Source organism: Fibrobacter sp. UBA2449 (assembly GCF_002342555.1).
Lineage (GTDB): Bacteria > Fibrobacterota > Fibrobacteria > Fibrobacterales > Fibrobacteraceae > Fibrobacter.
Genome location: NZ_DDQF01000008.1, coordinates 23,648 through 49,766 on the forward strand (window position 1 = coordinate 23,648; position 26,119 = coordinate 49,766).

Consider the following 26,119-nt stretch of genomic DNA (forward strand, 5'->3'; position numbering starts at 1 on the left):
AAATTTAATAATTAAGCCTACCAGCATTGACATGCCCTAACTAAAAAGAAAACCCCGACAATATAAAATAACCCCACTACAGACCAGAACTTTTTTGGATGTTCTTTTTTTGTCAGGATTACCGCCCATCCTATTAGGTATATTTTAATCTTTCCATCGATTAAAATGCATAATCCTACAATTAAGCACCCAAGACCGCTGAGAAAAAGAGATATTGGATTCGAACTGATTTCTGCAAGGTGGGGATTTCGCGGGCACACACCTCCTATTAAAATTAGGCCAACTCCAAAAATTCCAAGCTTGACTGCCAAAGGATTTGTCTTCTCGATATATTCCTGTTCCACTTTTTTATTAAACTCTTCACGAGACAAAATGGAATCTTTGTCGCCAGTTAGTTCAATAATGCGCTTTTCAACAATCTGGACTCTTTCAGGAGAATCATCTGCTTTTAAGGGATGATCACGAATGGTGTCAAGTATTTCGTAAAGTTCATCGACAGGGAGCTTCCGAATTTTATTTTCGTAATCTTTGAGGTATTCTTCTGAAAACGGCATGAATAGAATATAAAAAAAGGGGAGTCAAAACAAGTGAACGCCCCGCTTTTATTACTTTTACGCCATGCACTACACACCCTACCGCGATTTGCTGCTCAAGATTTTCCCCAACTACCTCAAGGTGCGCAAGCTCCCGCTCAACGGCGGCATGAGTTGCCCCAACCTCGACGGCACCAAGGGATTCTCGGGCTGCAGCTACTGCAACAACCGCAGCTTCAGCCCGGTGTTCGACCAGGCGAAGGTTTCCATCCAGGAACAGCTCGACAAGTTCGTGCCGAGGCTCCGCGAAAAATACCCGAACGCGGGCATCCTCGCCTACCTGCAGCCATATACAAACACGCATGCGCCGCTCGAACACCTGAAGGGGATTATCGACCCGATTATCAAGCACAAGGAGATTGCGGGGCTTGCGATAGGGACGCGCCCGGACTGCCTCGAAGACGAGAAAATCGAGTACCTCGCGGGACTGAACCGCAAGAAGCCGATTATCGTGGAAATCGGCCTGCAGACGGCAAACGACCTGACGCTTGCGGCAATAAACCGCAGGCATACACTCGCCGATTTCGAAGACGCGGTAAAGCGCTGCCAGGCGGCGGGTCTCACCGTCACCACGCACGTCATCGTTGGACTCCCCGGCGAGACCCTGATAGACTTCAAGCGTACCGCCGAAGTCGTGCGCGACCTGAAACTCGCCGCCGTGAAAATCCACCCGCTGCACATCGTCGCGGGCACTGTGATGGCACAAGATTTTTCCGCAGGCGAAATCAAGCTGCTGGAATTCGAGGAATACTGCGCAGCCGTCGCCGAGATGATAAAGATTATCGGGCCGGATACCGCCATCGAGCGGTTCAGCGGCGAAAGCCCGAGCGACATGCTTATCGCCCCCGACTGGTGCGGGGAACGCGACCGCATTATTGCGGAAGTGGAAAAACTGTTAAGCTAGCTTACTTCTGCTCTTCGCTGGTGCTCAGCAGGTAAGCATCGATAAACGGCCTGATCTTGCCATCGAGCACGCCTGCGGTATCGGAGGTCTCGACACCCGTACGCAGGTCCTTCACCATCTGGTAGGGCTGCAGCACGTAGCTACGGATCTGGCTTCCCCATTCGACCTTTTTCTTTTCGGCCATGCGGGCATCGCGCTTCGCCTCTTCTTCGAGGCGGTAGTGCTCGGCCACCATGGTCTTGAGCATCTTGTAGCAGGTCTCGCGGTTCTGGATCTGGCTGCGTTCCGTCTGGCAGCTCGCCATGATACCCGTGGGCAAGTGCGTCATGCGCACCGCGGAATCCGTCTTGTTGATGTACTGTCCGCCGGCACCGCTACTGCGGTAGGTATCCACGCGCACATCGGCCATGTCCAGGTCGAATTCCACGTCTTCGTGTTCGGGGTACAGGTACACGGCGGTAAAGCTCGTGTGGCGTCTGGCATTCGCGTCGAAGGGGCTGATGCGCACCAGGCGGTGCACGCCGATTTCCGAACGCAGCAGGCCGTAGGCATTCTCGCAAGTGATCTCGATGGTCGCGCTCTTGAGGCCAGCGTCTTCCGCTTCCTGGAAATCCACCACCTTGAAGTCCATGTTCTCGCGTTCAAAGAAATGCGTGTACATGCGGAAGAGCATCAGCGCCCAGTCCTGCGACTCGGTGCCGCCCGCGCCCGGGTGAATCGACATCAGGCAACTGCAGGCGTCGTCCGGGCCGTTCAACATCTTCTTGAATTCCATCTTCTCGACACGCGCGCGCAAGTCGGCGACATCGTTCTCGATGGTCTTGGTCAGGTCGGCAGATTCCTCGTCCTTGCTCATCTCGTAGAGTTCGGCAAGGTCATCGCAAGTCTGGGAGACCTCCTTCCAGGAATCGAGGAGGCCACGCAGGTTGCCGATTTTCTTCATCATGGACTGCGCCTTCTCCTGGTCGTTCCACAGGTTCGGGTCAGCAGAGTCCTTTTCGAGGACGTAGAGTTCTTCGGTCTTCGCCTCTAAGTCAAAGATACCCCCAGAGCTTGTCGATGCGGCTACGCAGCTCGATAAGCCCGGTATGAGTCGTCTGGAAGGCCATTACTTGCCCCCGATGGCCTGCGGCGGGGTGTACTTCTTGTCGAGGTACTGCACCTTGTAGACCTTCGCAAGTTCATCCAGGTAGGCCTTGAGCTTCATCTGGCGTTCCTGTTCGGCCTGCATGCGAAGTCCGGTATCGATCTGGTTACGGTAGCTTTCGAACTTTCCATCGTTCTTGCCCGTGAGCATGAAGATGGCGACACCGTCCTTGTCGTTATAGACATCCGAGATGTCACCCACGTTCAACTTGGCCACGGCCTTTTCGAACGCAGCCCCGTTACCCTTGAGCGTGGTCAGCACGGCACCGCCCGTCTTCTTCGCATTAGGATCGTCGCTGTTCTGGACAGCCTGCTGTGCGAAAAGCTGCACCGCATAAGTAAAAGGAACCTTCTTGGCACGGATCTGGCTCCTGAGCTGGGCGGCCATACCCTTCAGCATGTCCTTCGTATCCGACACGTCCTGGGCGCTCTTGCCCTTCGTCTTGATGTAGATGCGGACACCGCTGATAGAATCGTTTACAGGGACCTTGCTCTTGTTGAGCGTCCAGTAGGCCTTCATTTCTTCTTCGGTCGGGTCCTTCGGATAGGGCACCTTCTTCTTGAGGAGTTCCTCGCTCTTGAGCTGGTCTTCGAGCTTTTCACGGAACTGAGCCATCGTCTGGCCGCTCTGCTTCAGCTGTTTCTGGAACACATCCTCGCTCGGGAACTGCTTCTTGAAGAGCGTCGCAAGGCTATCCACGCGGGCAGCCGGGACCTTGATTCCCTGCTTCTTGCATTCGAGCCGTACCAGTTCCTGCCCGACAAGGTTGTCAATCACAGCAAAACGAACCTGGGCCATGGTCTCATCGCTCACCTTCTTGCCCTGGAACTGCTGCTGTGCAAGCGCCTGAGTCAAGCTATCGATGCGCCCGGCAGAGAAACCGACCTTTTCGACACGCACGACATCCATGCTCTTGCTGTTGAGGAGCTGCGCAGAGGCAATACCCGCAGCAAGCGCCACGGTAAGAACACCACGAGTAATAAGTTTAAGAGACATTGTCTATCCTTTTTAAAAATTTCCGCGAATAATATAGCAATTTTCAATATTAGGGATTCCTTCAAACCCTCCAAAGGAGCCCAATTGTTATATTGGGGAATATGTTCCATCTGAATAAACAGGACTCCTCTGGCGACTTGGAAAAGACGAAGGCCGACTTCGAGCACTACTTTGAGCTGAAGTCCGAACTCGAGGACGCGACCCGCCAATTCAAGGAGACGGGCACCTCCCCCCTGAACGCCGAGCAATTCGAATCCAAGCTCAAGGAAATGGAGGCGCTCAAGGCCGAGTATCCCATACTTGACACGGGCTATGGCCCCGATGCCAAGAGACAGATTTTCCAGGACTTGTTCACCCGCATCTTTGCGGTTATCCTGATATTCATAACGTTCCTCTTTGCGTGCAACTGGTTCGTCGCCCCGTCCGCCATAAGCAAGATTGTCATGTTCTGGGACACCAGCAAAGGCACGTACAGTACCGCAGACAAGATAGCGCTCACCGCAAAATACCCCATCATGTGCTGGCTGGTCCTCCCCGCAGACCGAGAAGAAATCGACCTCAAGCTGGATTCCAGCATCCAGAATTACGTCAACCGCAAGCTCGCCATCGATTCCAACTACTTTACATGGAACTCGGATATCTACCTTTTCAACCCTTCCCTCAAGGAAGCGCATTTCATCTATGACAACAACTACATCGGCGCCAAGTTCGACTATATCCTGAAGAAATTCGTGAAAAGTTGCAACAACCTGCGCAACCAGGACACCTCCTACATCGATTACGACCTCAAGGCAAGCGTCTGCAACCACGAGATGACAAAGTTCGCAATCTTCACAAGGGTCCATTCCCAAAAGACCCTCGACCAATTCTTCAAGGGGAACCTTTTCTACGAGATACGGAAGGAACTCGAATCCTACAGGCCCCTACCGACAAAGAGGGATTCGATCTACGTCATCAGGCCAGACGAATTCTAGGCCAAGAAATCAGGGCTCCGTTTCGCCGGTGTGGCAATCGTAGACTCCGTAGGTGTAGAAGGGCTTGCCCTCCTCGAACTTCTGGCCCTCGCGCTTTTTCTTCTCGAAACCGGCCTTCAGGCGCTCCGCAATCTGCGCAATGATTTTTTCGGGAACAACGCCATCTACGCTGTTCTGTTTTCGATCCTTGGCATCCTGGTAGGTGACCGTGAAACGCCCCTTCTTGTACACGACCTCGTAAAAGACGCCCACCTTTTGAGAGATGTACGCATCGATGGCCTTCCCCACGTAATTGCCCTCTTCCCTGCCCTCGGCATCCGCGACGACCCAGTTAACGACCTGGTTCTCTCCGAACGAAAGCGTGTCGCCGTTCGTGTATTCCTTGACAAAATACATCTCGTTGGCCAAGATTCCCTGGAATTTCGTACCCGCGCACCAGATAACCCTGATAAAGGCCATCTCCTTGGTCCCGTCCTTGCCCGTAAGGGCAATCTGCACATACATGGAGCGATTTTCGCGCACATAGTCTCCCGCAATGTACTTCTGCTTGACTGCAGGGAACGACGCCTTGGCCTTATCGATATAGGGATTGATAAACTTCTGCAATTCGGGAGTCATGCCGGCGAACTGGTCTTCGACAGCATGGCCGCACACGCAAAGCACCGCAAGCAGCGAAATCACGCGAAAGAGCATAGAAAACATATTCATACCTCACTAAAAATAACACAAAAAGACGCTTTCTAGACAATCAAACGCAAATTTGGCGCAATTTTATCCCCACCAAAAGCAAAAATCCGGCGCGTTAAGTATCGCCCTTAATCGCCTATTTTTGCCGGTTCTCTTTCATAAAATTGTACCGGGAAAGTCGCAACTACATCCGTATTTAATTTGGCTACTACACCCGAATTCATGATCTGGAAATTCCAGCGACCTACCGCATTCTGGACTTTTTCGTCAAAATCCGTATTGCCGGTAGTCGTTGAGTCTATTTGGACTTTTTGAACGGAGCCATCAGCATTGATATTCAACCGAAAAACAATCGTCCCGCTAAAACTGGGATTCCTCTTTAAATGTTTATTATAAATATGACGCAATCCAGGAGTCCGCAGGCGAATGTTCTTTAAAATCAGAGCTTTATCAGCATCAACGCCACCTGCCACACTCAATTCCTCATAAGTAGGGGCTTTTGCGACGCCTCGTGCACGGCCTTGCAAGTACTTTTCATCTATTACAGGAATCCCATATTCATCTCTTTTAACGGAACAGCCATTTTCTGGACGACATCCATAAAGCGTAGTCGTCCCATGCGTTGAAAGATGCCCCACCGACTTTAAAACACTGTCTATGGATGCTTTAAATACGCGGTCCCTATGCGCTTTTTCGTCATTTTCCTTTTTCACGACCAAGGACTGTTCCGTATTAACTTTTTCCTGCTCCAGAGTTTTATCCGCATTCTTATCGGCGTCGGAACACCCCGCCCACAGCATCGCCGCAGCCAAGAGCACAAAATTATTCCAGCATTTTCCAAATAAACTCGCCATACACTTATATATAGAAAAAGTCTGCTTCGTTTGAAGCAGACCTTTAAATTCGAATTTGGATTAGAACCGAGTGAGACCAGGCGCGAGCCCCCGTAGCGTACTAAGCGTACGTGAGGGGGCGAGCAACGCCGTATCACGACGGTTATAATTCAAATTAGCCCATGGTGACTTCGACCTTGTGCACACCCTTCGTGAAAATGGGGGCAATATTCGAGTCGATTTCCTTGCCGTCAACCACCATCTTGGCGACACCCTTGCAAATGTGCTTCGGGTTCTTCACCGTAATCTGGTAGGTTGCACCACGGAACTTACGGGTTGCTTCGAAGCCATCCCACTTGGAGGGGATGCAAGGATCAACCACGAGGCCCTTGTAGTTGGCACGGATACCGATGATGAACTGCGTGGCAGCCTGGTACGTCCAGGTGGAAGTACCGGAGAGCCATGCGTTACGGCCCATGCCGAACTGCTTGTGTTCGTCACCGAGGATGTTCTGCGGATAGCAGTACGGTTCGGACTCGAACACGTCGAGGATGTCGTTCTTGGAAGCCGGGTTAATTTGGTTGTAGTACTGGAAGGCATTGTCGCCACGGCCGAGGATGGTTTCGGCAATCATCACCCACGGGTTGGTGTGGAGGAAGATACCGCCGTTTTCCTTGGCTCCGGGAGGATAGGTGGAGATGCCACCCACGGCCGGTTCAAAGCCGCGGTAACCCGGAGTGGAGCTCTTCACGCCGTACTTGGTGTTGAGGAGCTTGTTCAGGCTGTCCATGCCCTGCTTGGCGCGGTCGCCGTAAGCGATGCCGGCGATAACCGGCCAGGACTGGCCGTTGCAGTAGATCTTGCCGTACTTGGCCTTGGCGACACCGTAGCCGTTGCCGTCCTTGTCGAACCAGCGGGTCCACCACTTGCCGTCCCAGGCGCTCTTGTTGAAGGCGGCCTTGACGTCTTCGTACCAGCCCTTGTACATTTCGACGGCCTTCTTGTCGCCGAGGGCTTCTTCGATGTCCATCATTTCGAGCAGGGCCTTGGCATACAAGGCGGTGTTGAACGTGGATTCTGCACCGAGGGGCAAGTTCATGCAGTCGTTCCAGTCAGCAAAGCCGAGGAGCGGGAGGTTGTGCTTGCCGAGGTGTTCACGGGTGAACTTCAGGGCGCGCTTCAAGTGTTCGAGGACAGTGCCCTTCGGACGGTCCTTGCGCTTCTTGCCGGCGACGTAGAACGGAATCTCTTCCTTGAGGAAATCCATCTTGCCGGTTTCCTTGAGGTAAGAAGCCACAGTGAGGATGATCCAGAGGTGGTCGTCGCCGTACCAGTCGGCATACATCGGATTGCCCTTGGCATCCTTGACGCCGGCCTTTTCGCGGGAGTCACCGGCGTTCGCTTCGTTGCCGTTGTCTTCGGCGAGGGCGAGCGGGGCGTACTGGTGCATGGCGTTACCTTCGGGGCGCTGCACGGAGATGAGGTTCTTGGTGAGGACCAAGGCTTCTTCCGGCATGTGGCTCATGACACCCATCAAGTCCTGCGTGGAGTCACGGTAACCGATACCGCGGCTGGTGCCGTAGCCCAGCTGGTACAGGGAGAGGTAGCGGCTCCAGTTCTTGGTGGTGTGGCACTGGCGCGGGTTGTGGACGTTCACCATCGTGTTGAACGATGCGTCCGGAGTCTTCACCTGGATCGTGGAGAGGTAGTTCTCCCAGAACTTGGCAAGTTCGTCGAAAGCCTTGTCGACGTTCTTCAGGTCGCGGTACTTGGCGATGGCCTTGGCAGCAACCTTGAGGCTCTGTTCCTGACCGAGCTGGGTGCAGCAACGGAAAGTCTTCTTGGCGGCAATCTTGCCACCGTGAATCATGAGGGCGGCGATGTTGTCGCCACGGTCGCATTCGCTGTTGGAAAGTTCCTTGTTGCCCAAGGAAAGCGGAGCGGCCCAGGAGCCCATTTCGTTCGCGCCGAGGAACACGCGGCGGTCACCGTCGAAGCTACCGACCTTGCAGTTAGCGGTCACGTAGTTCACGGCGTAGTCGCGCTTCATGTAGGCATACTGTTCGAGAACGACGTGGCCGTCCTTTTCCCAGTGGCCCTTGAGGGTCATGGTCTGCGGGACCCAGTCGGCGTTCGTGAGCTGCTTTTCAGCTTCGAAGTGGCTGAATTCATAGACCGGGATAATGTCCACTTCCTTGGCGGCACCACCGAGGTTCGTCACCTGGATGTCCTGGAGGAGAGTGTTGGAGCCCGTCGGCACGAAAATCGTGACCTGGGTGCGGAGTCCGCAGCATTCGGCAATCCAGCGCATGTAAGAAAGGCCCACGTGGCATTCCCACTTGTCCATCTTGGTGAGGGTGGGAACGACAAACGGAGAGAACACCGTGTAGCCCTTGGCTTCCTTGATACGGATGTAGATGGTGCTGGCCTTGAAGTCAGAGCACGGCATCTGGGCGATGTACTTGGTGATACGGTTCAGGGCCGGGTCGCCCTTGCAAACCAGGGTACCGCCGGTAGTATCCACGATACCGCCGAAATTCAAGGTACCGACGTAGTTGCACCACTTGATCGGGGTTGCCGGCGTGGTGAGCACGTATTCTTTTGCAGCGTCATCGAAGTAGCCGTACTGGGCGGCCGGAGCCTTCTTGGAGGCGACCTTCTTGACACTCTTCTTCTGTTTTGTAGCCATTGTATCTCCGTAAGAGGGGGTTGTTAAATTTAACGCGGTAAATATAGATTTTTAGACGAAAGACGATAGACGAAAGACGAAAGAAAGTGGTGAAAAGCTTTTCTATTTCACGCGAAGCGTCATTTTAAATCTATCGTCTATAGTCTACAGGCTCGCAGAGCCGTTCTTTCGTCTAACCTTTCTGGTTAAAGTTCTCGAAGTCGCGGTTGCCGAAGTTGATGTAGAAGTAGCCGTCGAGCTTCTTGTTGCGGATGGGGTCGCGCAGGATGCCGATGGCGGCTCGCACGTACTTGAGCTCCACAAGAATGTGGTCGCGACTCATGCAGTTGAGGAACGGGCCTTCCGGATAGAGCGTGGGGCGCGGTTCTTCGGCAATCATCTTTTCCAGATTCTCGATTTCGAGCACGAGGTGGCGTTCATGGGCCTCCAGGGTGCGAATCAGCTCCTTGTTCTCGGCTCCATAGAGGAATGCAAAACCAAGCGTGCGCGGGTCGTCGTTGAACCCCGTCAAGTGCTTGAGGACTTCCTTGCGGAGCGTGTCCTTTCCCTTGTCTGTAATATTGAATACAACACGTTCGGGGCGGTTGCCATCGCGTTCGGAACGGCCGACGATGCAGCCATGCTTTTCGAGGGTCGCCAGGCGGTTGTAGACGGTCGATGTGCTCAAATTGGCCCAACGGTCCAGTTCGCGGTCGCGGATTTCCGTAATGATATCGTAGCCGCTGCTTTCGTGTTCGAGAATAAGCCCCAGAAGGACCAAGTCATATCGGTTCATTCAATACCTCTTTCTATTCCAACTTGGAATATACTCAAAAAAAATGGGAAAGAGCGATTTTTTTCAAAAAAAATGTAAAAAAAGCATTCTAAAACCGTTCGAACCGCCATATCCGCTATAAATAGGAAAGCCCCCGCGACCTTGCGGCCACGGGGACTTGTTTGTTAGGAGGAGAACTTAACAAACTAGGCTGTTATGCCTATTAAGCCTTATTGAGACGATCCTGGATCATGTCGATGATTTCAGAGAGTTCCTTCGGAAGGTGCTTGCCGAACTTCGGATAGTGGTTTTCCTTAACGTCAGCGAGTTCCTTCTTCCAGCCTTCCACGTCAACCTTCGTGATCTGCGGGAGAGTTTCCTTATAGTAGTCAGCGAGACCATCAGTATTGATGGCGCCTTCCTTCGGCATGTAACCGATCGGAGTTTCGACAGCGTTGTCAACACCGTTGCAGCGGTCGAAGATCCAAGCGAGCACGCGGCTGTTGTCGCCGTAACCCGGCCACATGAAGCCACCCGGAAGCTTTTCGTTGTTGGCATCCTTGCGGAACCAGTTCACGTAGAAGATCTTCGGGAGCTTGTCTTCGGTAGACTTCTTACCGATTTCGATCCAGTGCTTGAAGTAGTCACCCATGTTGTAGCCGCAGAACGGGAGGATTGCGAACGGGTCGCGACGGATCTTACCGACCTGAGAGGCGTCAATCGTAGAGGCAGCCGTGATTTCGGAACCCACGATGGAGCCGAGGAACACGCCGTGGTTCCAGCTGAGGGACTGGTGAACCAGAGGAATGGTGGACGGACGACGGCCACCGAAGAGGATTGCAGAGATAGGCACGCCTGCCGGATCTTCCCATTCCTTGGCAATGCACGGGCACTGCTTGGCCGGAGCGGTGAAGCGAGCGTTCGGGTGAGCCATTTCTTCGCCCTTAGGAGCCTTGTCCTTCGGGAGAGCGTCACGGGTCTTGCCCTTCCAGTCAACGAGCTTGCCCTTGGCCGGGTAGCCGATGCCTTCCCACCACACGTCGCCGTCTTCAGTGAGAGCGCAGTTCGTGTAGATCGTGTTCTTTTCAGCAGAGATAAGAGCGTTCTTGTTGGATTCTGCAGAAGTACCCGGGGCAACGCCGAAGAAGCCGGCTTCCGGGTTGATAGCGTAGAGACGGCCATCCTTACCAAACTTCATCCATGCAATGTCGTCACCGATGGTTTCGACCTTCCAGCCCGGGATAGTCGGGATGAGCATGGCGAGGTTCGTCTTACCGCAAGCAGACGGGAATGCGCCAGTCACGTACTTGACTTCGCCCTTCGGGTTGGTGAGCTTGAGGATGAGCATGTGTTCAGCGAGCCAGCCTTCGTCGCGAGCGAGAACGGTAGCGATACGGAGAGCGAAGCACTTCTTACCGAGAAGAGCGTTTCCACCGTAGCCCGAACCGTAGGACCAAATGAGGCGTTCTTCGGGGAACTGAGTGATGTACTTGTATTCAACGTCAGCGCAGGGCCAGATGCCGTTGTCGCTTTCGCATTCGCGGAGCGGCTTACCAACGGAGTGGAGGCACGGAACGAATTCAGCGTTCACGTCTGCATTGAAGATGTCGAGAACCTTCTTACCGGCGCGAGTCATGATGTCCATGTTGAGAACAACGTATTCGGAGTCCGTGACTTCGATACCGTTCTTGGAAATCGGGGAGCCGAGCGGGCCCATGCAGAACGGAATCACGTACATGGTACGGCCGTGCATACAACCCTTATAGAGTTTACGCATCGTCTGCTTGAGTTCAGACGGGTCGATCCAGTGGTTGGTCGGACCTGCATCTTCTTCCTTCACAGAGGAAATGAAGGTACGGGATTCGACGCGGGCCACGTCAGACGGGAGAGAACGGAACAGGTAGCAGTTTTCCTTCTTGGCGAGCTTCGTGGCGAGGCCAGCCTTGACGCACTTCTGCATAAGGGCATCGTATTCTTCCTTGGAGCCGTCAACGACAACGACGTTGTCCGGTTCGCACATGGCAATCATTTCATTCACCCAAGTACTGATCTTCGGGTGCTTGATATCGTTAAGGGTAAGACTCATTATGAGCTCCTGTTTGGTTTAACGTTAAGTTTCGATAATTTCGAACGCGGTAAAATCTACAAAAATAAAATCGGAATAGCAGGGCAACACCAAAAAAATGCATATAAAAGCCGCCCAATCCGGCACCTGAGGTCAGCGGTATCACTTTTTTCGATTTTTTCGTGTTTTTTTGCAAAAAAAAATGATTTTTCAAAAAAAAATTACATAAATTACGCATGTATACAAGAAATAGAGCTTTAAGCACGAACTGAGGTTTTATGAGTTGGTCTTATTCTAGAGAACATCAGAAAAACATCCTTTGCATGATCATGGCTGGCGGACAGGGAAGCCGTCTGCAGCCCCTCACCCGCGACCGCGCCAAGCCGGCCGTGCACTTTGGCGGAACCTACCGCATCATCGACTTCGTTTTGAACAACTTCATCAACTCGGGCATCTTCAAAATCAAGGTCCTGACGCAGTTCAAGAGCGATTCGCTGAACAAGCACATCTCCGCCGCATGGAACCTGAATGCTAGCCTCGACCAGTACGTGGACCTGGTACCTGCCCAGATGCGCACCGGAGACGACTGGTACAAGGGCACCGCCGACGCCATTTTCCAGAATATCAACCTCATTACCGACGAACGTCCGGATCTCGTGGCCATCTTCGGCGGCGACCATATCTACAAGATGGACATCAACCAGATGATTGACTTCCACCTGAGTCGCGCCGCACTGCTTACGATTGCGGCGATTCCCGTGCCAATCAAGGATGCGCGCGAGTTCGGCATTATCGAAGTGGACCAGGACAACCGCATGATCGGATTCGAGGAGAAGCCCCAAAACCCGAAGGAAATGCCCGGGCATCCGGGCTGGTGCCTTGCAAGCATGGGCAACTACATCTTCACGAGCAAGTTCCTGGTGCGCGAGCTCCTGAAGGGCGCAAACGAAGGTGCGACCGATTTCGGCAAGCACATCATCCCGCGCCTCTACAAGGACTACCCCGTCTACGTCTACAACTTCAACACGAACATCGTGCGCGGAGAACAGGCATCTACCAAGGGCTACTGGCGCGACGTAGGAACGCTCGATGCCTTCTTCGAAGCGAACATGGACCTCTGCTCCGAAAACCCGCCGTTCGACCTGTACAACAACTACTGGCCCATCCGCACGTTCAACTGGAACCAGCCGCCAGCAAGGTTCTTCGCGGGTGACGGCAGCGCCCACCAGGGAGCGGCCATAGACTCCATCGTGTCTTCGGGCTGCATCATCGGCGGCGGCACCGTCGTGAAAAGCATCCTCTCCCCCGGGGTCTCCATTCAGAAGGACGCGCTCGTCGAGGAATCCATCCTCTTCCCGAACGTGACCATCGGCCCGGGCGCAAAAGTCCGTCGCGCGATTATCGAGAAAGGGCTACACATTCCCGCCGGATTCCAGATCGGCTACGACCTGGAACGCGACAGGAAGCTCTTCCACGTGACCGAATCCGGCATCGTGGTGCTAGCGAAGGACACGATCATCAAAGCTTAATAAGGCGAGAGTCGCGGACAAGTTTGCTTGTCCATGACCGAGCCGAAAGGCTTGCGCTCGACAGAGCGCCAAGTTTAATAAGGCGAACGGTCGATTGCACAAACGATTATATAACAAAAAGGCCCGCACGATGAGTGCGGGCCTTTGGGGTTGGTTATGAAAGAAACTTATTCGCCGGCAGGCTGCGTACTAGAGGAATCCCTCGCGCCCCAGCCCCCCGTACCTCCGCCGGGCATCGTGAAGCTGGAATCACCGAAATTCATGCCACCACCGGGGCCGCCCATCCCAGACATATCGACGACCCATTCGCCGTCCTTGCAGACATATTTCATTTCCATCTCAAAGTTGCCCATCGACATGCTTTCGGTTTTCGTCGCACCTTCCTCGTCGCACGTATTGGCCGCCGCAGTCGCGGCCGAATCCAGCGTCCAGTGACCGTCTTCGCATTTCATCACCATGCCCATCTGTTCCATGGTCTCCCCCGCCTCGCACTTCATCATGTCGGCGATAGAAGAGGAATCAACAGTCCACTGGCCGTCGGTGCACGTCATCTTGATTCCCATCTGGTTCTGCGTGGCACCTTCCTCATCGCACTTCATCATGTCGGCAATGGCCGTGCTGTCAAAAACGAAGGACGAGTCCATCCCCGGAATCGTGCCAGGGCCCTCATCGGCAGAACTTGCCGGGGGTACATCGCCCGAATCCGCAGATTCAGCCTTAGCATCGCTGGAAGTAGCAGTCTGCTCACCACCTTCATCCCCCGTAGAAGCACTGGAAGCGGCCGGTTCGCCACCTTCATCGCCGGTCGATGCGCTCGAGAGTGCCGGCTGTTCGTCGCCACCGGTCGTGGAGGCACTTGCGGAATCGTCGCATCCCATGTAAGTGAAGGCCACCGTAAGGGAGAGGGCCAAAGCAAGTTTCTTGAGATTCATTTTTACTCCTTTTTTGGTTAACGGTCTCCCATACGCCCTAAATATACGTCCCGAGAAACTTACACCTGCGTAACTTAAAGTAAATTCAAATTTAACGCATATAAAAAAGCGATCCAAAACACCCCGCACGGGGCTTTTTATCCCAAAAAAGAACCCCGCGACCTTGCGGGGCTCTTTGCTTATTCGTAAAGGTATTGGCGAAGGAACTAGTCTTTAACTACGCCAAGCGTGTCGACCGACAAATCACCAAAGTCGAAATCCATATCGGGCATATACTCGCCATCCGTACAGACAAACGGCATACCCATAATTTCCTTGGTTTTGCCTTCTTCTTCCGCCGTGCAAACGAACTGTTCTTCCATGGCCCCCTCATCGGGAACCCAAGTGCCATTGACACAGGTCGCCTTCATGACCATGCCACCGAAGTCGACTTCCATTTCATCGCCTTCCTTGTCGCATTTGGCCGTGGCCGCGGAATCAACTTTCCACTCGCCATCCACGCAGACATAAGCAACCTGCATGCTGTTATTTCCCATCGTTATCGTATCGGTCTTGGTGGCGCCTTCCTCGTCGCACGTGTACATTTCGTCCATAGCCTCTTCGTCGGGCATCCAGAAGCCCTCTTCGCAAACAAGGGGTATTTCCTGGCCCATGTACGATTCCGTCTTCTTCGCGCCTTCCTCGTCGCACTTCATCTCATCCACGTCGAATCCGCCCGCGACAGACGAACTGGAGACCGCCTTCCCGTCATCCCCATTCACATCCTTAGACTCGCTGGAACCATCCACGTCCTTCGAATCGCTGGAAAGTTCCTGTTCATCGCCTTCGGTCTTCGGAGAGAATGACGTGGATTCGTCATCACAAGCCACGAAAGCGAACGCCGCGGCGAGGGAAAGAGCACATGCAATTTTTTTGCACACCATAAAAAACTCCTTTTTTAAGTTTAATATAAATATATATCACACTGACCGATATAGGGACATCCTATACGAAAAAAGGTCAAAATATGATCGAAAACACACTCCGGAACGCAAAGGCCCCGGCTCAAATGATGTGAACCCCGAAAGTTGGACACAACTTTCGGGATTTTCATATATGAAATACACAAAAGAAGAATGGGATAAAGTCCTTGAACTCTATCAAAAAGGGAATGGATCCATCCTCATCTCAAAGATTACAGGCATAAACGAACGATACATCCGACACCGATGCAGGCAATATGACCTTACTGGTACCTGGTGTACGGAAAGGAAAGTTGGTGTTCGCCCAAATGCGGAACTTAAAAAGGCTGTCATAGAAGCCGTTGAGCAACATTCGCTATCTTTGGACGAAGTTACCGTCAATTACGGAATCAGCCTCTACTGTCTCAAGTCTTGGCTGAAAAAGTTCCGTCATGGCGGATACGAGGAACTACTAGCCACCGAGCCAAGAGGGAGGCAACCCAAGGTGCCCAAGCCAAAACGGACAAAAGGAATGAGCGAACTGGAACGTCTCAGGGAAGAGAACGAATATCTCAAGGCGGAGAACGCCTACCTAAAAAAATTAAAGGCCCTAGACCAGAAAGAGAATGCCGAGATGTTCGGTATAGGGCCCAAGTCATCAGAGAACTGAGCGACAAGCACGCTCTGAAGCATCTCCTGAAGGCAGGCGGACTATCCCGCTCCACATACTACTACAACCTCCGCAAGAGGCCAGACCGCTACGCCGACGAGCGTAGCCGAGTCAAGGCCGTGCATGCGCAGAACAGGGGTCGTTACGGCTACCGGCGTATCATGGCCCAGCTCCGAAACGAGGGCTTCTCGATCAACCACAAGACAGTGTACCGACTAATGAAAGAGGAAAACCTGAAAAACGTGCGAAAACGCAATAAGTACCGCTCGTACAAGGGCGAAGTTGGCAAGACTGCGCCCAACATCCTGAACAGGGACTTCGGCACGACGGGCCCGAACAGGAAGTGGACAACCGACGTGACCCAGATAAACATCGGCATGGAAAAGTGCTACCTGTCGCCGATACTCGACATGTACAACGGGGAAATCGTCAGCTACACGATATCGGACCATCCGGACCTGAAGATGGTCATGGACATGCTGGAAAAGGCCTACGCTAAGGGACACACCTGGAAACGTCTGATACTCCACTCCGACCAAGGATGGCACTATCAGCACCGCAGCTATCAGAAATCGCTGCAGGATCATAAAATCGTCCAGAGCATGAGCCGCAAGGGCAACTGCCTGGACAACGCCATGATGGAGAACTTCTTCGGGATAATGAAATCCGAGTTACTCTATCCGAACACCTTCAATGATATGGATCACTTCAAGCGGGAACTAAGGAAATATATCGAATACTACAACAACGACCGGATAAAGCTGCGCCTAAAAGGAATGAGCCCGGTACAATACCGGACTCATAACGCTGTTTTATCCTAACTTTAAACTGTCCAACTTTTTGGGTTCAGCTCATTAGCCGGGGCTTTTGTTCCAAAAATTTGCCGTTTTACTTGTGGACGACCGTGTTCTTGACCACTCCGTTCGAAATCTTCACGCCGTTCCAGACGATAGCATCGCGGATTTCGACTCCCGAAAGTTCGCAGCCCTCGCCGATGGCGACAAACGGACCAATCTTGCAGCCGTGAATCTTCGCACCCTTGCCGATAAAGCAGGGCGGAATGATTTCAACACCAGGAGCGGCCATTTCCTTGGAATTGTCGTTCCTCTTGAGGATATGCGCGTTCGTATCGAGCAAGGTTTCGACAAGACCACAGTCAAGCCAGCGCGAAACGGGGGCAGTCCTGAACTTGCAGCCCTGCTCGATCATCATTTCGAGCGCATCCGTGAGCTGGAATTCGTTCTTGGTGCGGATATCGTTGTCCATCAAGTACTTGAGCGCATCCTTCAGGGCCTTCACGTCCTTGATGTAGTAGATGCCGACAATCGCCTCGTCGCTCACGAATTCCTGCGGTTTTTCGACTAGACGGTCAATCAGGCCGTTCTCGCCCACCACCGCGACACCGAAACGCTTGGGGTCTTCGACCTTGTAGGTGTAGAGGATGTTTTCCTGAGCGCCGTTCAAGATGGAGAGGTCAGCCTCGAAAAGCGTGTCGCCCAAGATAATCAGGAGCGGCTCGTCGTCGTTTACGTAAGGAAGCGCAAGGCTAATCGCCTCGCCCAGGCCCTGCGGATTTGACTGGAGCACCGTGCGGACGTTCCCCCATTCGGGTTTAGTCTTTAGGTATTCGTCCATCTTTTCGGCCTTGTAGCCCGTAATAAAGATGGTTTCGGAAGGTTTAAGGCATGAAGCATCCTCGACAATCCAGTCGATGATGGTCTTGCCAGCAAGCGGCAAAAGGCACTTGGGGCGGTCTTCCGTGTAGGGACGAAGGCGGAGTCCATTACCAGCAACAGGCAAAACTATTTTCATAAAAAATTCCTTACTTAATTGAACCCTTCTCAAACATACTAGCGAGCAAAGATAGTAATTTGTAGTAAATTTGTCCACAAGAGAACACATTTACCATCCATTGTATGACAAGCATACCAAAAAAGTGCAAAAAAGTGTGATTTCGCCGGCACAAATTCCTTTTTTTCGTCCAAAAAAAAGGAATTAACAACATGGAACGCCGTGTTTATTTCTGACTATATCTTGGCGGGGCGATTTCGGCAAGGTTCGTGCGGAGGAACCTAATACCCTCGGGGGAAGCGGTTGCCGCAACAGCAGCGGCGTCCGTGGCCCTAGGCCCACCTTTATTGAGCCAGTTCTTGCATAAGTTCGCCGTAGAAGCCACTGCGAACAGGTCGGGTTCGTTTCCTTGTTGGCTTCGGAGTGGCAGAAACCAAAACCGACACGCCGTTCACCGACGATGGAGTCCAGCGGGAAGAATCCACCGTTGTTATAGTCATAGTCAACCAGGAAATACCCCGGCTTGTCCGAGACAGGCAGGCTAAGCCGAATACCACTGGTGGAAGTTGGAATTGTCGCAGAGGTCATTTGCCTTCTGGATAAAGACACCATCATACATATCTAAACGGCCATCGGGCGTCGGAGCGAACACAAGATTCTTTTGAACCATCCCCGGAGTGTAGTAGACCGGATTGGACCAATCTCCCTTGGCACAGCCAGCCTTCCCTACATATTCCGTCAAATTCGCATTGACGAAATTTCGGTCATAACCGTCTGCACACTGTCCATATTCAAGCGCTTTTCCAGTCGCGCTTGCCACCTGCAAATAAGGAGGCAAAAACGGGTTTTGAACCATCGAAAAGCCGTCCGTGCTTACGTATTCCTCGGAGAAATTCTCAAAGTCGGGTGTTCTATCAAGCCCAAGGCAACACAAAAAACGACCTTGCAATTCTTTTTATTCATCATGGCTTAATATAAAATCTACAACATTTTGTAGCATCCCCCCTATATTCTGCTTATTTACCCCAAAAAAAGAAAAACCTCTCCGCTGGGGAGAGGTTTTCGTGGATGATGCAGGGGTCGAACCTGCGACCCGCTGATTAAGAGTCAGCTGCTCTACCAACTGAGCTAATCATCCATAGTCGCTTAGGACGGGGTCAATTATAGAAAAGAAAAAAAGGGCTGTCAAGGGGATTTTTTAGAAAAAAAAGCTAAATTCCACTACATGAGCCTCAATTCGAACCGCGTAGATGCCTACCTGGCGTTTTTGGGGGTGGAACGGAACCTTTCTCCGGCCACCATCCAGAGCTATCAGGAGGATTTGCGGCATTTTGTAGGCTGGCTCGACGAAATCGGGCTCGATCTGAAGGAACTGACCCCCGAAAAGCTGGACGAGTTCCTGACATTCACTGCCGGGCAGGTGGAATACTCCCCCACATCCATCGCGAGGCATTTTTCGAGCCTGCGCGGGTTCCTCAAGTACATGCAGAAGGAGGGCGAATACGACTACAGCACCGAATCGATGCTCGAACGTCCCAAGCTCGGACACTACCTCCCCCAGTACCTCACCCGCGAGGAGGTCGACAGCGTGTTCGAGAGTGCGGCAAACGGCAAGAACCCGCTGAGGGATACGGCGCTTTTCGAACTCATGTACAGCGCGGGGCTACGCATCTCGGAAACGCTCGGAATCAAGCTTTCGCAGTTGGATCTCGATAACGAGTGGCTCACCCCCATCGGGAAGGGCAACAAGCAGCGTCTGGTGCCCCTCGGGAGCAAGGCGAAGGAAAACCTGCGGGCTTGGATCGAAGAAGGCCGCCCCCTCACCCACCCGACTACAGACAACGTTATATTGAATTCCCGCGGCAAGCCCATGACCCGCATGGGAGCCTGGAAAATCGTGCAACAGCACACGGCCCACCTGACCAAGCAGGTCTCGCCGCACACCTTCCGGCACAGCTTTGCTACCCACTGCCTGGAGGCGGGCATGGACCTGCGCGTTCTGCAGGAACTGCTAGGCCACGCCGACATCAGCACCACGCAAATCTATACGCACATCGACAAGGAATTCATCAAGCAGGAACACCGGCTGTTCCACCCGCGCGAGATTGAAGAACGGACTGGCACCCCAAAATAGGGAGTTATATAGTCAAAGTCCCCAAGAAACCGCCATAGACTTCCGGCCAAAAAACTATACTTAGCCTTGTATGGGAAAACAAAGGAGTCTTATATGGGAAAAACTTTTTTCCTTGTGGCTGCTGTCGGAGCCGCAATAACACTTAGCGCCTGCGGCGACGACGATTCCTCCGGCCGTAAGATCATCACCGAAGTCAATTCGATTTACGAACTCGGAACTTGCGGTGAAAGCAACCAGGGCGACACCGTGTATGCCAAGGAGCAGGAGACGGAGTATTTCTGCGACGACAGCAAGTGGCATCGCGTCGAAATCGCAGACACGTCTAGTTCGTCGAGCAGCGTAAAAAAGAGTTCTTCATCGTCGGCAAAAGGCAAGAGCAGTTCGTCGTCCGCTTCGGAGGAAGACCTCAAGAACTTCGCTAAGCTATGCGAAGCTTCGGGCGGCAAGGAAAAGGACGGTATCTGCGTCTGTAGCGAAGAAATCTGCGATGTCGGTTCTGTCTGCAACACCATGACCAAGAAATGCGCGAACCCCATCAGCACAGCCGAAAGCGAATGCGACGACAGCTACAAGAACTCCTGCTCCAACAGCCCCATGGGCATCGGCATTGTCAAGGAATGCATAAAAGGAATCGTCGTGAACCGCTCGTGCGGCACGGTCTCTTGTAACGAAGAGGGCACGGACTGTGGCGAATGCCTCGACGACGTGCAGACCTGTGCCGAGGACAAGAACTTCAAGGCGACCGTCACCCACTGCGAAAAGGGCAAGAAAGTAACCGAGAGCTGTGACGGGAAATCCTGCGACCCGCGCGACAACGGTTGCGGCGAATGCACGAACTACGAACACACCTGCACCAACGATGACGAAGGAAAGGGAACCGTCTACGAGTGTGTTGCAGGCGAAGCCAAGAAGGCCGTTTCCATATGCGGCAACAAGTCGTGCCGTGCCGACAAGGCTATCTGTGGCGAATGTCTTAACGGCGAACTGAGGTGCGACAACGACATCAACAACAACGCCATCATGTACAGGTGCGTCGACGGGCAATGGGAAAGGCTCCATAACAAGTTCGACCCGCTCGACAAGGAGTATTACCAATGCCCCGTCGCTTGTAGAGAAGGCACCGATCCACAGAAGATGGAGAACGAATGCGACACGGATCAATGTTCGAATTGTGATCCCTGCTGGGGTGAGCCAATGGGCGGAGCGCCTTCCAATCCAAACCCCTGCTACAACGAGGAACGTTGCAAACAAATTCTCAAGGACGAAGACCCCGACTACCCGCCGTTCAGGAGTTTCGAGACGAAACAGAAATGGAAGGACCTGATTCCTAGTAAAAAAATGGCAGCGAAAGAAGTTCACGGCTACAACTGGACGAATCACAAACCAGTCTCCGCTCCTGAAGAACGCGTGGAAGATTTTGAATTCGACCTTACTAACGAGACGCGCCGCGTATCGTGCAACGCCCTGGGAACCTACTTCGGCTTATGCCACAACACCCTGCAGACCTGCATCAACAATGTTTACCATGGTGAGGGATTTATGGTGGTCTGCGCTAGCGGCGAACTTGTTGACGCTGATGGCAACAACGACGGTATTGCTTGCGAATGCGAAAAAACAGCTAGCAACGCCAACGGATGTTGCTACACCAGAAGCGCCTGCTTCAAGCAGACCAACTGGTCGAGAGACCGCTGCGCTAAGCCCTCGGGCAACGAAAACGACGATTAATTTCATCGACATTTCAAGCAGAAAGGAACCGCAAGGTTCCTTTTTGCATATTGACGTATTATCCACGACAAACAGCGCAACCCTGGGAATTTATCCCTAAAGGGAATATATGTTTATAATGGATAGCTATGACTTCTAGAATTTTAAAAATTGCGCCTGTGGCCCTTTTGTGCGTGGCCGTGAGTAGCGTTTTCGCCCTTGGCCTTGCCGACGGTGCGGCAAAGTTCCTCGGCAGTACAACTGTCGAAGGGCCTGTCCCTTCTGACTTCGGGACTTATTGGAATCAGATTACCCCAGAAAGGCAATGCACTTGGCGAACCGTCGAACAAACTCGCGGCACCTTCGATTTTTCCGAATGCGACATCCCCTACAACTGGGCAAAAGAGAACAAGGCTACATTCAAATTTCATGCCCTATTATGGGCTTCGGGAAACCCTTCTTGGCTTAGAGACCTTAGTGCGGACGAAACAAAAGAAGCCATTACCGCGTGGTTCGATGCCGTTGCGGAGCGTTATCCGGATCTAGAATACATCAACGTGGTCAGTGAAGCCAGGCGAATCCATTCACAAATAGGCAGCAACAACAAAATTATCGAAGCCCTTGGCGGCGACAACGAAGACTATAAATTCATAACCACCGCATTCAAGATGGCCCGCGAACGCTGGCCCCAAGCAATCCTCATTTACAACGACTACAACACAATCCAGTGGGAAAGAAATGAAGGGATCGACCTAATCAATACGATCAAGAACAACGGGGCCCCAGTTGACGCCTACGGACTTGAAGGCAACGATTTGATTGTGATGGGAACCGGCCCCATGAAATGCTACAATCCAGACTTGCTCAAGAACGCCCTTCAGGAGATTTACGAGAAAACAGAAACGCCTCTACTCATTTCTGAATACAACATCAGCAATGAAATAGACAGTATTCAAAAAAACTGCTTCGCGGAACATATTCCTGTTTTCATGGAAACCGAATATGTAGTAGGAGTCACCCTATGGGGCTATCTCTATGGGCAATCCTTAATGCAATGCATCACAAACCCAGGGATTAACTGTTCCGGCATTATCAAGGATGGCATAGACCGCCCGGCAATGACCTGGCTCAAGGAGTATTTCAATTTTCAGGAAGATACTACTGCGAAGGATTCGACTATTGGCGATTCCACGATTGCAATCGGTGGCGGCCTCCACCTGCAGGCGAAAACACTTCAGGCATACGACGTATTTGACCTGAACGGCGTCCGACTCGGCCGCCTGCGCGCCTACACTATCGACGAGGCCGTTTCGATACTCAAGAATACTAGCGACATCAAGGTCCAGGGCGTCTACATGCTCCGCTCCGTCCGGAATGGCACCGTAAAACAAGTGCGGATTGCACGGTAGAATTATGGCACGTTTCTCACAAATGTTCCATCTTTCCTATAGATGGACAATCTGTCATGCATATTCACGTCACTTACTATTTCATGATATTCTTCATAAAAAAAGTCATCTAGAAAGAAATGATAAGTTCCTTCCGCACTTGTTCCCGGTTCTCTCTTTTTGCTACTCCAACTGACCAAGGCGTACAATTCATCGCACTTCGTTCCATCACTTGAAAAGCATCGGTGCTGATTAGATACAGCCCCCCAAAAAAATTCCATAACAGTCTGACTATATGGTTGGTAGGTATACGCCAACAAGGTATCCCCCTGTCGTTCTACAATTTTCTTTATAGAATCGACGATTTCGGAATCGACATCGCAAGGTGTTGCCAATCCATCTTTATAGCACATTTCAAAAGGAATACTTGTCTTTTTCTCTTTTTGTATGGAATGAACAAACTTAGATTCTAGCGATGTATTTATTAACGAATCAATAGGCACGGGATCAGCAAGTGCAGACATTTCAATTGGGATGAATCCTCTTTGTTGTACCCAATCCCGGTCAGGATACATTTTTTTATAAACAGAAATATTTGCATATAGAAAATCGCAGTCTTTACCATCCGAAGAAGAACAAATTGATTCGTAGGAACGGTCATCGTCAGAATACAGAGGCGAAAAAGAGGGAACAACATAACCCTCGTAAACAAATCTTCTGGAAGAATAAACAAGATAGTTCACCCTTATTTTCAAGGCCTTCAATGTATCCTTGTAATTCATTTTTTCTAAAATCCGGGCAAGCGAAGCGGGGGCTAATGAACAAGGATACAAGACGGTATCTTCATTTGTACTGCACACACTGTATAAGATCGCTTTTCTTGGTACAGTATCGACAGCTTCTCTAACGGTATGATGGTTTTCTATTTCCTTGGAGACTTTGTCAACGCTATAAATAAAAGACTCTTTTTCTATACCTGGGCGAATCCCTTCAGGACACCACCCGGCAGGAGTACACTTTGGCTTTGGCTGACACCCCGCCAAAATCACCAAAATCAAAAGAATCAGAACTCTATAAAGCATACATCACCCGCAAAAAAGTGCCCTTCACCCATAATTTTACTAAATTTACGCCGTTCAAATTATAAACCAAGGATTAACAATGAGCAAGAATTACAAGATTGCAGTGCTTCCGGGCGACGGTATCGGCCCCGAAGTCATGAAAGAAGCTGTCCGCGTGCTGGACGTCGTTTCCAAGAAGTTCGGCTTCGACGTGAACGCCGAATGGGCAAACGTCGGTGGTGCCGCCTATGACGAAAGCGGTTCTCCGCTTCCGGAAAGCACCCTCAAGCTCGGTGAAGCTTCTGACTGTATTCTTTTCGGTTCCGTGGGTGGCCCGAAGTGGGAACACCTTCCGCCGAACCTCCAGCCGGAACGCGGCGCTCTCCTCCCGCTCCGCAAGCACTTCAAGCTTTTCTGCAACCTCCGCCCGGCCCGCGTTTACAAGGAACTCGCAGGCGCATGCCCGCTCCGCGCTGACATTGTCGGCGACGGTTTCAACATCCTCACCGTCCGCGAACTGACGGGTGACGTTTACTTTGGCCAGCCGAAGGGCCGTGAAGGCGTTCCGGGCTCCAAGGAAGAAATCGGTTTCGATACCATGAAGTACAGCCGCTACGAAGTTGAACGCATCGCTCGCTTCGCTTTCGACGCCGCCATGCTCCGCAACAAGAAGGTTGCCTCCATCGACAAGGCCAACGTGCTCACCACGAGCGTGCTCTGGCGCGAAGTCGTGAACGAAGTCATCAAGGACTATCCGGAACTCTCTCTCGAACACCTCTACGTCGATAACGCCGCCATGCAGCTCCTCAAGCGCCCGCGTGAATTCGACGTGCTCCTCTGCCCGAACCTCTTCGGCGACATCCTCACCGATGAATGCGCAATGCTCACAGGTTCCATGGGTCTCCTCCCGTCCGCTTCTATCGCCGAAGGCTCCTTCGGTCTCTACGAACCGGCCGGTGGTTCTGCTCCGGACATCGCAGGCAAGGGTATTGCTAACCCGCTCGCACAGATCCTCTCCGTGGCATTGATGCTCCGCTACACCTTCAAGGAAGAAGAAGCTGCAAAAGCTATCGAAGCTGCTTGCGAAAAGGTCATCGCTCAGGGCTACCGCACTGGCGATATCTACCAGGAAGGCTGCACCAAGGTCGGCACGACTGGCATGGGTGATGCTATCATTGCAGCCCTGAAGTAATTAATTGTCGCGGTCGTCGAAGGCCTGAGCATCCTCGGGTTCCTCGACGGTCCACTCTCGAATGTGGTCGGCCAGTTCTTTCTGGCCGGCCTTTTCTAGTTCATCCGAAATTCCGTTCAGGATTTCTGCATCCTCTGCAGGCAAGTCCTTCTCGTACATGTCGATATACTTTTCGAGAAGCGCGTAGCGCTTCATGCCGAGAAGCAACTGCATGAATTCGGTATCGACATTGCCGCCGCTACGGAAACTAGAATGTTCGCTGAGGAGCGTATCGGCCTGTTTTTCATCAACCAGCTGGCAAAGGCGCGCGAGGTTGATGACCTTCGGGAATTTTTCGTACAAAAGATTTGCAATCTTGACGCAGTCGGACTTGCGACCTTCCTTGTCGGCAATTGCCGCCATGAGGTCGAGGTAGGCTTCCTCGTCTTCGGAACCGGGGTCGCGCACGTCGCCGAGCCACTGCTTGGCAAGCTCGATGTTGCCCGCGACAAAGTACTCGTTCGCGATATCGATGAGCGTCGCATTGCTCTTGTCCGGGTCCTTCAGGAGGGCGGCCTTCGTATAGCGTTCGCAATCGCCCAGAGCATCGGCCATGTCGGTCAATGCATCGATAATGTCTTCGCGGTTCTGGAGTTCGACCTCCGTAACCGTCGCGATAAGCTCGTCAACAAGAGCCTTCGCGCGTTCGTCAGGCAGGATTTCGTTTAGGGAGAGGAAAACGACGGAACGGCCTTCCCCTCCCACATGGCGCAGAGCGAGGTCATGGACCAAATCGGCAATGTAGTCCTTGTCGTCGTACTGGCTTGCAAGTTCCACGAAGAAGGTTCCCGCGTCGTAGAAGAGGCTTTCCCAGTCGTCGCGTTCCTCGTCGTCTGCCTTGAACGAGAGAAAGTCCGTGCGGAGCGTCCAGGCAAGCAGTTCGAGCTGCAGGCCGACATCCTTGAAATCCTCGATATCGTCAATCGTCTTCGCGATAGTCTCGTACAGTTCATCCGGGCGGTGCAGGAGCCTGCTTTCTCCACTGATGACCTGCGAGAGCGTTTCGCGGATGCGGTCTTCCTTGCCACGGAATGCGGCAGCTCCACTATTCGATTTCCAGAATTTCTTTTTCTTTGCCATGATTACAAATGTAGAA

Annotated in this window: 23 protein-coding genes and 1 tRNA gene; 9 read left to right on the forward strand and 15 right to left on the reverse strand. The window is 52.4% G+C overall.

Annotation, left to right across the window (positions count from 1 at the left end):
- Positions 1-17: 17 nt before the first annotated feature.
- Positions 18-554, reverse strand: coding sequence for a hypothetical protein (locus B4B27_RS05420; protein ID WP_290724456.1), 537 nt, complete (start codon positions 552-554; stop codon positions 18-20).
- 64 nt (positions 555-618) lie between these two features.
- Between B4B27_RS05420 and B4B27_RS05425 the strand changes: the two genes are divergently transcribed.
- Positions 619-1,497 carry a TIGR01212 family radical SAM protein gene (locus tag B4B27_RS05425; RefSeq protein ID WP_173365903.1) on the forward strand — a complete coding sequence of 293 codons (879 nt, stop codon included), beginning with the start codon at positions 619-621 and terminating at the stop codon, positions 1,495-1,497.
- 1 nt (position 1,498) lies between these two features.
- Here B4B27_RS05425 and prfB read toward each other — a convergent pair.
- Both prfB and B4B27_RS05435 read right to left on the reverse strand, forming a co-directional pair.
- Positions 1,499-2,606 (reverse strand): peptide chain release factor 2 gene (prfB, locus tag B4B27_RS05430; RefSeq protein WP_290724459.1). Its coding sequence is split into 2 segments (ribosomal slippage): positions 1,499-2,533 and positions 2,535-2,606, totalling 1,107 coding nucleotides; the frame shifts between segments, so codons are not numbered across the junction.
- A complete protein-coding gene (locus B4B27_RS05435) occupies positions 2,606-3,640 on the reverse strand; it encodes a peptidylprolyl isomerase (protein ID WP_290724461.1) in 1,035 nt (344 codons plus the stop codon). The genes prfB and B4B27_RS05435 overlap by 1 nt, the downstream gene beginning before the upstream one ends.
- A 101-nt stretch (positions 3,641-3,741) precedes the next feature.
- On the opposite strand from B4B27_RS05435, the gene B4B27_RS05440 reads away from it, so the two are divergent.
- Positions 3,742-4,614 carry a hypothetical protein gene (locus B4B27_RS05440; RefSeq protein ID WP_290724463.1) on the forward strand — a complete coding sequence of 291 codons (873 nt, stop codon included), beginning with the start codon at positions 3,742-3,744 and terminating at the stop codon, positions 4,612-4,614.
- Positions 4,615-4,623: 9 nt separating this feature from the next.
- On the opposite strand, the gene B4B27_RS05445 is transcribed toward B4B27_RS05440, so the two are convergent.
- From B4B27_RS05445 to B4B27_RS05465, 5 genes are all read right to left on the reverse strand, one after another.
- A complete protein-coding gene (locus tag B4B27_RS05445; RefSeq protein ID WP_290724465.1) occupies positions 4,624-5,322 on the reverse strand; it encodes a DUF2314 domain-containing protein in 699 nt (232 codons plus the stop codon).
- Positions 5,323-5,429: 107 nt separating this feature from the next.
- Positions 5,430-6,155 carry a TonB family protein gene (locus B4B27_RS05450; RefSeq protein WP_290724467.1) on the reverse strand — a complete coding sequence of 242 codons (726 nt, stop codon included), beginning with the start codon at positions 6,153-6,155 and terminating at the stop codon, positions 5,430-5,432.
- A gap of 154 nt (positions 6,156-6,309) precedes the next feature.
- Positions 6,310-8,823 (reverse strand): GH36-type glycosyl hydrolase domain-containing protein, encoded by a 2,514-nt coding sequence (locus B4B27_RS05455; RefSeq protein WP_073114278.1) that lies wholly within the window; start codon positions 8,821-8,823, stop codon positions 6,310-6,312.
- A 172-nt stretch (positions 8,824-8,995) separates the two neighbouring features.
- Positions 8,996-9,598 carry a PadR family transcriptional regulator gene (locus tag B4B27_RS05460; protein WP_173382884.1) on the reverse strand — a complete coding sequence of 201 codons (603 nt, stop codon included), beginning with the start codon at positions 9,596-9,598 and terminating at the stop codon, positions 8,996-8,998.
- 202 nt (positions 9,599-9,800) lie between these two features.
- Entirely contained in the window at positions 9,801-11,663 is a 1,863-nt protein-coding gene (locus B4B27_RS05465; protein ID WP_073114279.1) for a phosphoenolpyruvate carboxykinase (GTP), read from the reverse strand.
- A 257-nt stretch (positions 11,664-11,920) separates the two neighbouring features.
- Here B4B27_RS05465 and glgC point away from each other — a divergent pair, with 257 nt between their 5' ends.
- Positions 11,921-13,171, forward strand: coding sequence for a glucose-1-phosphate adenylyltransferase (glgC, locus tag B4B27_RS05470; protein ID WP_173366430.1), 1,251 nt, complete (start codon positions 11,921-11,923; stop codon positions 13,169-13,171).
- 167 nt (positions 13,172-13,338) lie between these two features.
- Here the strand turns inward: glgC and B4B27_RS05475 are convergent, their stop codons facing one another.
- Positions 13,339-14,103, reverse strand: coding sequence for a hypothetical protein (locus tag B4B27_RS05475; RefSeq protein ID WP_290724474.1), 765 nt, complete (start codon positions 14,101-14,103; stop codon positions 13,339-13,341).
- A 206-nt stretch (positions 14,104-14,309) separates the two neighbouring features.
- Positions 14,310-15,026: a hypothetical protein gene (locus B4B27_RS05480; protein WP_290724475.1), complete on the reverse strand. Its 717-nt coding sequence runs from the start codon at positions 15,024-15,026 to the stop codon at positions 14,310-14,312.
- 172 nt (positions 15,027-15,198) lie between these two features.
- On the opposite strand from B4B27_RS05480, the gene B4B27_RS05485 reads away from it, so the two are divergent.
- On the forward strand, positions 15,199-15,714 hold the full coding sequence (locus B4B27_RS05485; protein ID WP_290724585.1) for a hypothetical protein: 516 nt from the start codon (positions 15,199-15,201) through the stop codon (positions 15,712-15,714).
- The gene (locus B4B27_RS05490) at positions 15,711-16,535 is read left to right on the forward strand and encodes an IS3 family transposase (RefSeq protein WP_290724583.1); all 825 of its coding nucleotides are present in this window, start codon (positions 15,711-15,713) and stop codon (positions 16,533-16,535) included. The genes B4B27_RS05485 and B4B27_RS05490 overlap by 4 nt, the downstream gene beginning before the upstream one ends.
- Before the next feature lie 67 nt (positions 16,536-16,602).
- Here B4B27_RS05490 and B4B27_RS05495 read toward each other — a convergent pair whose 3' ends face one another.
- The 3 genes from B4B27_RS05495 to B4B27_RS05505 all read right to left on the reverse strand — a co-directional run bounded on the left by B4B27_RS05495 (position 16,603) and on the right by B4B27_RS05505 (position 18,643).
- A complete protein-coding gene (locus B4B27_RS05495; protein WP_290724476.1) occupies positions 16,603-17,526 on the reverse strand; it encodes a sugar phosphate nucleotidyltransferase in 924 nt (307 codons plus the stop codon).
- A gap of 520 nt (positions 17,527-18,046) precedes the next feature.
- Positions 18,047-18,325, reverse strand: a complete 279-nt coding sequence (locus B4B27_RS05500) for a hypothetical protein (RefSeq protein ID WP_290724479.1) — start codon at positions 18,323-18,325, stop codon at positions 18,047-18,049.
- Between the two features lie 245 nt (positions 18,326-18,570).
- Positions 18,571-18,643 (reverse strand) — tRNA-Lys (locus tag B4B27_RS05505).
- Positions 18,644-18,730: 87 nt separating this feature from the next.
- Between B4B27_RS05505 and B4B27_RS05510 the strand changes: the two genes are divergently transcribed.
- From B4B27_RS05510 to B4B27_RS05520, 3 genes are all read left to right on the forward strand, one after another.
- Positions 18,731-19,639: a tyrosine recombinase gene (locus tag B4B27_RS05510; RefSeq protein WP_290724481.1), complete on the forward strand. Its 909-nt coding sequence runs from the start codon at positions 18,731-18,733 to the stop codon at positions 19,637-19,639.
- A gap of 93 nt (positions 19,640-19,732) precedes the next feature.
- Positions 19,733-21,364, forward strand: a complete 1,632-nt coding sequence (locus B4B27_RS05515) for a hypothetical protein (RefSeq protein ID WP_290724484.1) — start codon at positions 19,733-19,735, stop codon at positions 21,362-21,364.
- Between the two features lie 158 nt (positions 21,365-21,522).
- Complete coding sequence (locus B4B27_RS05520) at positions 21,523-22,752, forward strand: endo-1,4-beta-xylanase (protein ID WP_290724486.1); 1,230 nt, start codon at positions 21,523-21,525, stop codon at positions 22,750-22,752.
- 2 nt (positions 22,753-22,754) lie between these two features.
- On the opposite strand, the gene B4B27_RS05525 is transcribed toward B4B27_RS05520, so the two are convergent.
- The gene (locus tag B4B27_RS05525) at positions 22,755-23,813 is read right to left on the reverse strand and encodes a hypothetical protein (RefSeq protein ID WP_290724488.1); all 1,059 of its coding nucleotides are present in this window, start codon (positions 23,811-23,813) and stop codon (positions 22,755-22,757) included.
- Positions 23,814-23,892: 79 nt separating this feature from the next.
- On the opposite strand from B4B27_RS05525, the gene leuB reads away from it, so the two are divergent.
- On the forward strand, positions 23,893-24,984 hold the full coding sequence (gene leuB / locus B4B27_RS05530; RefSeq protein WP_290724490.1) for a 3-isopropylmalate dehydrogenase: 1,092 nt from the start codon (positions 23,893-23,895) through the stop codon (positions 24,982-24,984).
- On the opposite strand, the gene B4B27_RS05535 is transcribed toward leuB, so the two are convergent.
- Positions 24,985-26,103: a hypothetical protein gene (locus tag B4B27_RS05535; protein WP_290724492.1), complete on the reverse strand. Its 1,119-nt coding sequence runs from the start codon at positions 26,101-26,103 to the stop codon at positions 24,985-24,987.
- Positions 26,104-26,119: the final 16 nt, after the last annotated feature.

What these genes read in the sequence shown, in the direction of transcription:
- leuB (WP_290724490.1), top strand. Translation starts at nt 23,893, where the DNA reads ATGAGCAAGAATTACAAGATTGCAGTGCTTCCGGGCGACGGTATCGGC.
- B4B27_RS05455 (WP_073114278.1), bottom strand. Translation starts at nt 8,823, where the DNA reads ATGGCTACAAAACAGAAGAAGAGTGTCAAGAAGGTCGCCTCCAAGAAG.
- B4B27_RS05525 (WP_290724488.1), bottom strand. Translation starts at nt 23,813, where the DNA reads ATGCTTTATAGAGTTCTGATTCTTTTGATTTTGGTGATTTTGGCGGGG.
- B4B27_RS05475 (WP_290724474.1), bottom strand. Translation starts at nt 14,103, where the DNA reads ATGAATCTCAAGAAACTTGCTTTGGCCCTCTCCCTTACGGTGGCCTTC.
- B4B27_RS05515 (WP_290724484.1), top strand. Translation starts at nt 19,733, where the DNA reads ATGGGAAAAACTTTTTTCCTTGTGGCTGCTGTCGGAGCCGCAATAACA.
- B4B27_RS05435 (WP_290724461.1), bottom strand. Translation starts at nt 3,640, where the DNA reads ATGTCTCTTAAACTTATTACTCGTGGTGTTCTTACCGTGGCGCTTGCT.
- B4B27_RS05480 (WP_290724475.1), bottom strand. Translation starts at nt 15,026, where the DNA reads ATGGTGTGCAAAAAAATTGCATGTGCTCTTTCCCTCGCCGCGGCGTTC.
- glgC (WP_173366430.1), top strand. Translation starts at nt 11,921, where the DNA reads ATGAGTTGGTCTTATTCTAGAGAACATCAGAAAAACATCCTTTGCATG.
- B4B27_RS05495 (WP_290724476.1), bottom strand. Translation starts at nt 17,526, where the DNA reads ATGAAAATAGTTTTGCCTGTTGCTGGTAATGGACTCCGCCTTCGTCCC.
- B4B27_RS05425 (WP_173365903.1), top strand. Translation starts at nt 619, where the DNA reads ATGCACTACACACCCTACCGCGATTTGCTGCTCAAGATTTTCCCCAAC.
- B4B27_RS05465 (WP_073114279.1), bottom strand. Translation starts at nt 11,663, where the DNA reads ATGAGTCTTACCCTTAACGATATCAAGCACCCGAAGATCAGTACTTGG.
- B4B27_RS05420 (WP_290724456.1), bottom strand. Translation starts at nt 554, where the DNA reads ATGCCGTTTTCAGAAGAATACCTCAAAGATTACGAAAATAAAATTCGG.
- B4B27_RS05440 (WP_290724463.1), top strand. Translation starts at nt 3,742, where the DNA reads ATGTTCCATCTGAATAAACAGGACTCCTCTGGCGACTTGGAAAAGACG.
- B4B27_RS05450 (WP_290724467.1), bottom strand. Translation starts at nt 6,155, where the DNA reads ATGGCGAGTTTATTTGGAAAATGCTGGAATAATTTTGTGCTCTTGGCT.
- B4B27_RS05445 (WP_290724465.1), bottom strand. Translation starts at nt 5,322, where the DNA reads ATGAATATGTTTTCTATGCTCTTTCGCGTGATTTCGCTGCTTGCGGTG.
- B4B27_RS05510 (WP_290724481.1), top strand. Translation starts at nt 18,731, where the DNA reads ATGAGCCTCAATTCGAACCGCGTAGATGCCTACCTGGCGTTTTTGGGG.
- B4B27_RS05485 (WP_290724585.1), top strand. Translation starts at nt 15,199, where the DNA reads ATGAAATACACAAAAGAAGAATGGGATAAAGTCCTTGAACTCTATCAA.
- B4B27_RS05460 (WP_173382884.1), bottom strand. Translation starts at nt 9,598, where the DNA reads ATGAACCGATATGACTTGGTCCTTCTGGGGCTTATTCTCGAACACGAA.
- B4B27_RS05535 (WP_290724492.1), bottom strand. Translation starts at nt 26,103, where the DNA reads ATGGCAAAGAAAAAGAAATTCTGGAAATCGAATAGTGGAGCTGCCGCA.